The sequence below is a fragment of the Gelidibacter sp. genome, assembly GCF_039916245.1.
GTDB lineage: Bacteria > Bacteroidota > Bacteroidia > Flavobacteriales > Flavobacteriaceae > Gelidibacter.
Window position 1 is genome coordinate 1 of the sequence record NZ_JBDSLS010000305.1, and the last position, 9834, is coordinate 9834.

General features: G+C 36.6%; 11 protein-coding genes. 4 read left to right on the forward strand and 7 right to left on the reverse strand.

The features are described from left to right. Positions 1 to 271: 271 nt before the first annotated feature. From rpmA to ABIQ28_RS15355, 4 genes are all read right to left on the reverse strand, one after another. Positions 272 to 532: a 50S ribosomal protein L27 gene (gene rpmA, locus ABIQ28_RS15340; protein WP_348038874.1), complete on the reverse strand. Its 261-nt coding sequence runs from the start codon at positions 530 to 532 to the stop codon at positions 272 to 274. A 41-nt stretch (positions 533 to 573) separates the two neighbouring features. Further along, the gene (gene rplU / locus ABIQ28_RS15345; RefSeq protein ID WP_348038876.1) at positions 574 to 1236 is read right to left on the reverse strand and encodes a 50S ribosomal protein L21; all 663 of its coding nucleotides are present in this window, start codon (positions 1234 to 1236) and stop codon (positions 574 to 576) included. 620 nt (positions 1237 to 1856) lie between these two features. Further along, positions 1857 to 2015: a hypothetical protein gene (locus tag ABIQ28_RS15350; protein WP_348038878.1), complete on the reverse strand. Its 159-nt coding sequence runs from the start codon at positions 2013 to 2015 to the stop codon at positions 1857 to 1859. A gap of 192 nt (positions 2016 to 2207) precedes the next feature. Beyond that, positions 2208 to 2696, reverse strand: coding sequence for a DUF4199 domain-containing protein (locus ABIQ28_RS15355; RefSeq protein ID WP_348038880.1), 489 nt, complete (start codon positions 2694 to 2696; stop codon positions 2208 to 2210). Positions 2697 to 2887: 191 nt separating this feature from the next. Here ABIQ28_RS15355 and ABIQ28_RS15360 point away from each other — a divergent pair, with 191 nt between their 5' ends. After that, positions 2888 to 4207, forward strand: coding sequence for a pitrilysin family protein (locus tag ABIQ28_RS15360; protein ID WP_348038882.1), 1320 nt, complete (start codon positions 2888 to 2890; stop codon positions 4205 to 4207). A 27-nt stretch (positions 4208 to 4234) separates the two neighbouring features. Next, positions 4235 to 6310, forward strand: a complete 2076-nt coding sequence (locus ABIQ28_RS15365) for a pitrilysin family protein (protein WP_348038884.1) — start codon at positions 4235 to 4237, stop codon at positions 6308 to 6310. 54 nt (positions 6311 to 6364) lie between these two features. Here ABIQ28_RS15365 and ABIQ28_RS15370 read toward each other — a convergent pair whose 3' ends face one another. Then, positions 6365 to 7243 carry a DMT family transporter gene (locus ABIQ28_RS15370; protein WP_348038889.1) on the reverse strand — a complete coding sequence of 293 codons (879 nt, stop codon included), beginning with the start codon at positions 7241 to 7243 and terminating at the stop codon, positions 6365 to 6367. A 215-nt stretch (positions 7244 to 7458) separates the two neighbouring features. On the opposite strand from ABIQ28_RS15370, the gene ABIQ28_RS15375 reads away from it, so the two are divergent. Further along, positions 7459 to 7854, forward strand: a complete 396-nt coding sequence (locus ABIQ28_RS15375) for a heavy metal-associated domain-containing protein (protein WP_348038891.1) — start codon at positions 7459 to 7461, stop codon at positions 7852 to 7854. Positions 7855 to 7994: 140 nt separating this feature from the next. Here the strand turns inward: ABIQ28_RS15375 and ABIQ28_RS15380 are convergent, their stop codons facing one another. Next, entirely contained in the window at positions 7995 to 8477 is a 483-nt protein-coding gene (locus ABIQ28_RS15380) for a CYTH domain-containing protein (RefSeq protein ID WP_348038893.1), read from the reverse strand. Further along, positions 8470 to 9129 carry an NAD(P)H-binding protein gene (locus ABIQ28_RS15385; RefSeq protein WP_348038895.1) on the reverse strand — a complete coding sequence of 220 codons (660 nt, stop codon included), beginning with the start codon at positions 9127 to 9129 and terminating at the stop codon, positions 8470 to 8472. The genes ABIQ28_RS15380 and ABIQ28_RS15385 overlap by 8 nt, the downstream gene beginning before the upstream one ends. Positions 9130 to 9172: 43 nt before the next feature. Between ABIQ28_RS15385 and dinB the strand changes: the two genes are divergently transcribed. Further along, on the forward strand, positions 9173 to 9834 hold a 662-nt coding region (gene dinB, locus ABIQ28_RS15390), incomplete at its 3' end, for a DNA polymerase IV (RefSeq protein ID WP_348038897.1).

The following is a 9834-nucleotide window of genomic DNA, read 5'->3' on the forward strand; positions in this document are numbered from 1 at the left end:
AGTTTGTGTGAGATTGAAAACGAACTTGAAGAAGTAAAAAACTATTACTTTGATGCCGAAATCATCAATGACGAACTCTATTTTGATTATACCTTCAAAACCGGTGTTTGCAAAAATATGAACGCGAGCTTTTTATTAAAGAAAATGCAGATTATTTAGATGAACAAGACCTGACAGGTTTTGAAAACCTGTCAGGTCTGAAAAGCCTCCAAACAAAAAACCCTCTCTGTTGCCAGAAAGGGTTTCTATCTATTAAAAGAATCTGTAAAAATTAAACGTCAAACGGTTCAATTGATACATAAGACTTATTGTCTTTTTTCTTTGTGAATTTCACTAGACCATCAACTTGTGCATGCAAAGTGTGATCTTTTCCACCATACACATTTTCACCTGGGTGATGTGTATTGCCTCTTTGTCTTACGATGATATTTCCCGCAACAGCAGCTTGTCCACCAAAAATCTTCACACCAAGGCGTTTCGATTCTGAGTCTCTACCGTTTTTAGAACTACCTACTCCTTTTTTATGAGCCATTGTCTTAAGGTTTTATATTGTTATACTTTAATGGATTGAAATTATCTTTCAATTCCACCGTCTAATTTGTCTTGATAAACTTTCAACTCATCCCACTTACCATCTGCAGCCAATTTAGCTTGTTTTGGCCAAGTATCGGTTACGATGTGTGCCAAATTTGAGCTTGCCTCACTTAGGATAGTGCTTAAATCTTCAGATTTCATAGCTGCTACTTTAGCAAATGTATCAACACCTGCTGCAACTAATGCTTCAGCCGCTTTAGGACCTGCACCTTCGATTTTTTTCAAATCGTCAGCTTTTGCTGCCGATTTTTTTGGAGCTGCTTTTACTGGAGCCGCTTTTTCAGCTTTAGCTGGTTTAGCTTTTTCAGTTTTTTCTGCTTTTTTTCCTCCTGAAGCAACAATGCTTTCAATTACGATTTCAGTAAGAGCTTGACGGTGTCCGTTTTTCACACGGTAACCTTTACGTCTTTTCTTCTTGAAAACGATAACTTTATCACCTTTAAGGTGACTTAAGACTTTTGCTCCTACAAGAGCTCCGTCTATAGCTGGGGCGCCTAAAGTAATAGAATCACCATCAGCAATTAAAAGAACATTATCGAAAGACACTGTCTTTCCTTCTTCTGTTGCTAAACGGTGAACAAACACTTTCTGGTCTTTTTCAACTTTGAATTGTTGCCCTGCTATCTCTACAATTGCGTACATAGCGTAACGTTTAAATTAGTTAATTTTTATTATAAAATGGGTGCAAATATACACCTAAATAATTAAACTACAAACGTTTTTCGCCTAGAGAATTGAATAATTCTATAAAAATAAAATAACATTTAGCTTAAAGAATAAAAATGCTCTACCTCTCTCTTTTTCTCGAAGACGAATTCTAGAGAGGTTTTTTATTAAAATTAAGATTTTATTCTTCCCTCAGAACTGATTTTTTGAAGTATTAATTTCTATATATGGGACCAATGACTTCTCCACAATATGGGAAAAACAGATCATGGTTATTTCAGTGTTCTCTATTAAAGTATTTATTTAATCGCGCAACCAAATTGGTTTTTTTTTGATCAAGCTCTTCAAAAGGTTCATCCAATATCAATAAAGGTGACTATTTAATCAATGCTCTAACAATCAACACCAATCGCTGTTATATTTGGAGATTGGTATAGACTCTGGAATTATTGAAATCTCTAAGGAACTGTAATTCAAATAGCCTTTTTTATTTATAAAGGGCAAAAGCACTTCTTCCCGACTTGACAATTGAATTATGGAAATAGACCTTGACAACTCCGTAAGCTGCTTTGACAACTCTTTTCGTCATCGCTAATCTAAATGATCAAAGGGATATCAGAAATGATATAGTCTGGTTTTTGTTCTAAACAATATTCCAATAACACTTTTCGACGTTCGCCAGAAGAAAAGGTATGCAATGATCGGTTTTCAGCTTTGGAAATTTCAAGACTAGCCGGTGCTCCTTTTCTATACATTGAGCAATGGTCAAATCAGAAAACAGAACGTCGTTATAGTTATTTAAAACGACTAAGGCCCCCATGACGCTCGCTGGATAGATTAGTGTTTATAAAAGCTTTTTTATTGACCGAATTGGATAATAAAATTCCAAAATGTACAAGATTTTGCTTCAAAGTTCTGGGTTTGATCTACAAATAAATGATAATTATCTACAACTTAGCTTTTGGATTATTATCAATTAAATGCTCTTGTTGGCCAATATGATCGCTTTTCTTAAAAATTTGCATGAAAGTCAGGGTCAATATTGCAGTTGATGAAAGCCCCTCCATTATGATAATAAGAATCAAAAGAGGACCACCTTGATCGCCACTGTTAAACCAATGTTTAATTATATTATGGGCAAATTCCTTATCCAGATGGAACATATAAATAGCCATAAAAAGCGTGAAACATCCTGTAGCAATAAACCCAGTGAGCAGTCCTGTTTTAAAACCATCCACATACGTAAAATCGGCATTGTACTTATCTTTATAAGTTTTTATTGCAAAATAAATCCCCGCGGCCATAAACAGTCCATTGGCTACTCGAAACCAAATACTAGTATGTAAATTAAATAATCTTAAAATTAAAAAATAGGCAATTAAACAACCGGTAATAATAAGCCCATATTTTAATGCTACTGACAAGGATCGGTTCATGATTTTTGCTTTTTAAACTGTTCGACACTTAAAATTCGTGAAAAAATTTCGATTATTAACATTTTTAGAGGTTGTTTATGAAGATTTTAGCTAAATAGTATAATCATTTCTTATTTTTGTCAGTATTTGTAACATATACATCTATACCACTACTAATAATAAATATTAATTAATTCCTAAAATAACACATAATGAAAAAATGCTTATTCTCTCTGGCTGCTTTGTTGCTTTTTGGCAATTTTGCCAATGCGCAAAAGGTCGAATTTGAAGAATTTGATTTAGACAACGGCTTACATGTCATTCTTCATCAAGACAATTCAGCTCCCGTAGTAATTACCTCAGTTATGTATGACGTCGGTGGAAAAGATTATGAACCTTCCAGAACAGGTTTTGCTCACTTTTTTGAACATCTTTTATTTGAGGGCACCCAAAATATTGGTCGTGGCGAATGGTTTACTGTTGTTTCTTCAAATGGAGGCACCAACAACGCCAACACGTCTCAAGACAGAACTTATTATTACGAAATTTTCCCTTCCAACAGTTTAGAGCTAGGATTATGGATGGAATCTGAGCGTTTAATGCACCCCATCATTAATCAAATAGGCGTCGATACTCAAAATGAGGTCGTGAAGGAAGAAAAAAGATTACGTATGGACAACGCACCTTATGGCGGATTTCTTTCTGCAATTGGAGAGAACTTATTCAAAGTGCATCCTTACAAAGAAAAACTCATTGGTGAAATGGAAGACTTGGATGCTGCTACTTTAGAAGAATTCAACGCTTACTTTAAAAAATATTATGTACCAAGTAATGCGGTGTTAGTCGTTGCGGGCGACATTGATAAAGCAAAGACCAAGACAATGGTCAAAGATTATTTTGGCCCGATCCCAAGAGGAGAGAATCCAGTTAGAAACTTCCCTAAAGAAACGCCTATCACTCAAACCATTAAGGCCAAAGCTTATGATAATAACATTCAAATCCCTGCAATTATCGCGGCTTACCGTACGCCAGGATTTAAAGAACGCGAATCGTATGTTTTGGATATGATCTCTAGCTACTTAAGCGGCGGAAAAAGTTCTGTACTCTACAAAAAACTTGTAGATGAGAAAAAAATGGCACTTCAGGCACAGGCTATTAATCTTGGACAAATGGATTATAGTGTATTTGCAATTTTAGCATTGCCTTTAGGAGATGTAACGTTGGACAGTTTATTGGCTGAAATGGATGTGGAAATCGCAAAACTTCAAACGGACTTAATTTCTGAAAGAGATTACCAAAAACTTAAAAACCAATTTGAAAACCAATATGTCAATTCCAATTCAAGTGTTGAAGGTATTGCTGAGAATTTGGCGACCAACTATTTGCTAAAAGGCGATGTGAACCTTATCAATACTGAAATTGACATCTACCGAACCATCACAAGAGAAGAAATCAGAAATGTTGCCAAAAAATATTTAAGTCCAAATCAACGTCTTGAGCTGGAGTATCTTCCAAATAAGGATAACCAATAATAAAAATTTAAAAAAACAGTATATCATATGAAAACTTATATATCAGCGTTCTTAATGGTGTTTTTTCTGGCTTTTTCTGCACAAGCACAAATTGACCGTTCTAAACAACCACAACCTGGACCTGCTCCAAAAATCGATTTAAAATCGCCACAGGAATTTACCCTTAAAAATGGGATGAAAGTGATGGTTGTTGAAAACCATAAACTGCCAAGAGTTTCTTTTAGCTTAACCATCGATAACAAACCATCAACAGAAGGCGCTAAAGCTGGGGTTTCAAGTTTGGTTGGCTCAATGATGGGCAATGGAACAACATCGATCTCAAAAGAGAAATTTAATGATGAAATTGATTTCTTGGGCGCACGCTTAAGCTTCAATTCGTCCGGGGCTTATGCGAGTTCACTCATTCAATATTCGGAGAGAATATTAGAACTAATGGCTGATGCTGCTATGCACCCGTTATTGGTTGAAGAGGAATTTAACAAGGAAAAAGAAAGACTCATTGAAGGTTTAAAATCACAAGAAAAAAGTGTGGATGCCGTAGCTAGTCGCGTAGGAAATGCTTTGTCTTATGGCGTTCATCATCCTTATGGCGAATTTGTATCTACCGAAACTGTTAATAACGTCACTTTTGCAGATGTCACCGCTTTTTACGAAAAGAGCTTCAATCCGAACAATGCTTATTTAGTTGTTGTGGGTGATGTTAATTTCAAAAAGATCAAATCTCAAATCGAGAAACGTTTCGGAAACTGGAAAAAATCAATAGAAATCCAAACGACTGTTCCTGAAGCTAATCCAAATGCACAATACACACAAATAAACTTTGTGGACATGCCTAATGCTGTACAGTCTAACATTTCATTGACAAACAACGTCACTTTGAAAATGAGTGATCCAGATTACCACGCCATTTTGATTGCCAATAGCATTTTAGGAGGCGGTTTCAGCAGCTACCTTAATATGAACCTACGTGAAAAACACGCTTATACTTACGGTGCAGGCTCTAGAGTGGGTGCCGACAAATATGTGTCGCGTTTTTCTGCTGGTGCTGCAGTAAGAAACATGGTTACAGACAGTGCGGTAGTTCAATCATTGAAAGAAATCAACCGTATAAAATTAGAACCTGTAAGTGACGACGATCTTAAAAATGCAAAGGCCAAATATGTAGGCGACTTCGTATTGGCTTTAGAAAACCCTCAAACTGTGGCACGTTATGCTTTAAACATCAAGTTAAATAACTTGCCAAAAGATTTTTACGAAACTTATTTGCAGAAAATAAATGCAGTGACTGCTGCCGATGTGAATCGTGTGGCTAACAAGTATTTTAAACCAGAGAACGCACGTATTGTCGTAGTTGGTAAAGGTGCTGATGTTTTAGATAATCTAGAAAAAACAGGCATTCCAATCTTGTATTTTGATACGTTCGCAAACCCAGTAGCGAAACCTGAATTTTCAAAACCAATCCCTGCCGGTGTTACAACTCAAACCGTAATGGATGCTTACTTTAAGGCCGTTGGAGGCAAAGACAAAGCAAAAACTGTAAAAACAGTTTGGACTACTGCAAACGTAACTATTGAAGGCATGCCTTTTTCCCCTATAGGTGAGTTGAAAGCGATGGCACCAAACAAAACCTCTATGGAAATGTCTATCGAAGGCATGGGCGTGGTCATGAAGCAAAAATTCAATGGCACTGCGGGTTACATCGAACAACAAGGGGCAAAACAACCTCTTTCAGAAGAGCAGGTTGCAGACCAAAAAGCAGAAAACTCAATTTTTCCTGAATTGGAATATGACCCATCGTTTTTAACTTTAGAAAGCATTACCAGCATTGATGGTAGTGATGTTTACAAAGTAAAAGTAACTGCAGTTGGAGATGATTCTTACCGTTATTATGACGTCAAATCAGGACTTTTAGTAAGAATTGAAAAAACAGCGAAAATGCAAGGACAATTGTTTACAACTATTCAGGATTTCGGAAATTACTCCCCGGTGAATGATATTTTGTTTCCATATAGTATGTCAGTGACTACTGGACCACAAATCATTAAAATGAACGTGACCAACGTGAAAGTTAATAATGGTGTGACTGAAGCTGATTTCAACTAAGAAGTCAATGAGTATAATAAATTAAAGTCTGAAGCATAAAACTTCAGACTTTTTTTATGCCTCACTTTTATGCGATAAAAACACGCCTACTAAGATGATGACAGCAGCAAGTCCTTGCATGGCATTAAAACTTTCGCCGTCCAACAACCCCCAAACTATGGCTACCAAAGGAATTAAATAAGTCACAGAGGATGAAAATGCCGGGGTTGAAATCTGAATAAGCTTATAATACAACACCTTTAACAATGCAGTGCCAAACACAGCAAGAATAGCAACATAAAAAATAGCCATCTTGAAATCGGGGTGTGCATAGGTCCTTTCCGTAAAGAATTCTGACCAATACAGTACCAACAATGCCGGAATAAAAATAGTCATATAATTGCCTATGACGATATACACAGGTTTCACATCCTGAAGATAGCGCTTAATGATATTAACATTGGCAGCATACATTACTGTGGAGAGTATTACAAACAATATGTATACATAGTTTTGACTGGGATGAAGTTCTGCGCCCTTAAAAATGAGTAATGAGGTACCTATAAATCCGACAATGACTCCCGCAACCTGGCGTCTGGTAGAAGCGATTCCAAAAATCGCAAATCCCAACAACACCGTATTTAAGGGCATTAAAGAGTTAATAATCGAAACCACCGAACTGTCTATTTGAGTTTCTGCAAGTGCTAGAAAAAAAGCAGGGAAAAAAGAACCTATAAATCCAGACACCAATAGCCACTTCCACTGAGCCTTTTCTATATGTAGAATTGCCTTATAGCCAAAAACAAATAGAAACAAGGTTGTTAAAACAATTCGCAACGCTCCCAATTGATAAGGCCCCATCCCCATCAATCCTTTTTTCATCAATATAAAAGTGCTGCCCCAAACGAAGGCAAGCGCTATCAGATAAAACCATTTCACTGGTATTCCTTTCATCTTTTAAGTCTCGTCAGGTTTTAATATATATTCTGCGTGCAAACAACGTGAATATTTCTTAATTTTGTTATTTACCACTATTTAAATAATCGATAACTCAATTGGAGTTTTAACTATCTTAAGTTATGAAATGAGCATGATAAAAATTTGGCCACAAACACGAAAGAAGATTTGCGAATTCCATATAACCGTTAAAAAACAATAAATATCTACATATGAAAACATTAAAGACTTTGGCCCTGCTTACAACCCTGGCATTATTTTCAGTGAGCTGTAAAGACAGTGCACAACCAGAAATAAAAACAGTTGAAATGGCCCAACCAACAACTGTTTCAGAAAAACAAATGGATCCTAATGCGACCTACGCAAAAGCTGAATTTGCAATTGAAGGAATGACCTGCCAAATGGGTTGCGCCAAAACTATTGAAAAGAAAATAGCCAAAATGGAAGGCGTAAAATCAGCTGTCGTTGATTTTGACAGACGTTTAGCCATGGTGGAATATGACAACGCCAAAGTAACACCAATCGCTCTTGAAGAGGCTGTAGAATCAATTGGAGACGCCTACAGTGTTAAGGACATGAAAACCGTTGATGCATTTTCTCAAGATTAGCAAGATCAACGAGATTGTAGTAAAGATTAACTCTTTAAATATCCATAAAAAAGCCACTATTTAGTCAATAGTGGCTTTTTTATAATACAAATCCCAAGGATCCTCTCTTTGAAACTGCTTAAATCCTACTTGACTTTGAATTACTTTGGCCAGGCCGTGAAGGGATGTATTATTAATTGAGAATTGTAGTACTTTGATTGACCTGTAACTTCCACACCCAACCAATCCGGCTTCTTAAAAACTTCGGACACATTCTTAAGCTCAACTTCAGCGACAATCAGTCCGTCGTTGTCTCCAAAAAATTCGTCAACCTCAAAGACGTGATCTCCACATTTAATCTCGTGCCGTATCTTATCGATCAAGCCTTTTTCACATAACTTCAAAAGCGCTTCCGCATCGGATTTAGAGATTTGCTTTTCCCATTCAAAACGTGACAATCCATCTTCAGAAGGTTTGCCTTTTACGGTCAAGAATCCGTCGTTGTCTCTTAGTCTGATTCTTACAATCCTGTCTATATCAGAATTCAAAAAACCCTGAACAATCCGTGTTTTTTTAAAAGCTTCAGATTTAAAAGCGTCAGATAACACTAAAAACTTACGTTCTATTTCAATTAATTCACTCACCTAATTCCTGTATTTTTTTTGATTTTATGCGTTCTAAATTATACGTGTTATTTGCCAACCACACCATACATTTGGCAATCGTTTCTGGATGAATGGGAAGATAGCGTTTCAAGTCTCCAATATGTAAAATGGGTTTAAAAACAGTCATAAGGAAGTTAAGAAAGGATTCGCCAAATCTAAATTCCTCACGATTACCTGTGATTAATGACGGCTGTAAAATATGGGTATTCGGAATCTGTTGCTCTAATACCGCAGCTTCCATTTTACCTTTAACTCTATTGTAAAAAACCTTACTCTTCTTTTTAGCTCCCAAAGCCGAAATAACTATAAATGTATCAATCCCATTTGCCTTACACAACTTTGCCGCAGCAACAGGAATACCATAGTCGATCTTCAAATAAATCTCCTTATCTGAGGTTTTAGCCTTTGTCGTTCCAATGCAACAGTATACTTCATCGGCCTTAAATTTACTGGCATAATGTTCCAATTCAAATAAATCAATAATATATTCTTCTAATTTAGGATGTTTGATATTGCAACTATTTCTGCCAAAAACAATAATATCACTGTATCGCAGATCGTCCAAAAGCATTTTCAACAAAATGTTTCCAGTAAGTCCGGTTGCGCCCAAAACGATCGCTGATTTTGCCATATTTTTTAGATTTTGTTCCGTTAAGATGTCATAAATTTACGGCATGCCAAACGATTTACCAATAAGAAAGATCATTCATGTAGATATGGATGCGTTTTACGCATCTGTGGAACAAATGGACCATCCTGAACTTAAAGGTAAACCACTTGCCGTGGGCGGAAGTGAATTACGCGGTGTTGTGGCTGCGGCAAGTTACGAAGCGCGAAAATTTGGAGTGCGCAGTGCGATGAGCGGTATGCAGGCCAAACGCAATTGTCCCGAATTGATTTTTGTTCCTCCACGTTTTGATCGGTATAAGGAAATCTCTAATAAAATCCGATCCATTTTTTTAGATTATACGGATTTGGTAGAACCACTTTCGTTGGATGAAGCGTACTTGGATGTCACTGTGAACAAAAAAGGAAATCACAGCGCTTCCTTAATTGCTCAAGAAATCAGAGAACGTATTTTCAAAGAAGTTGGGTTGACCGCTTCCGCAGGGATATCGGTTAATAAATTTGTAGCGAAAATTGCCAGCGATTATAACAAGCCCAACGGTCAAAAGACGATTAATCCAGAAGAAGTTTTAGGGTTTATGCAGACATTGGATATCCGAAAATTTCATGGCGTAGGAAAGGTCACGGCAGATAAAATGTACCAATTGGGGATATTTCTGGGAAGCGATTTGAAATCAAAAACCTTGGACTATCTTGAAGAGCATTTTGG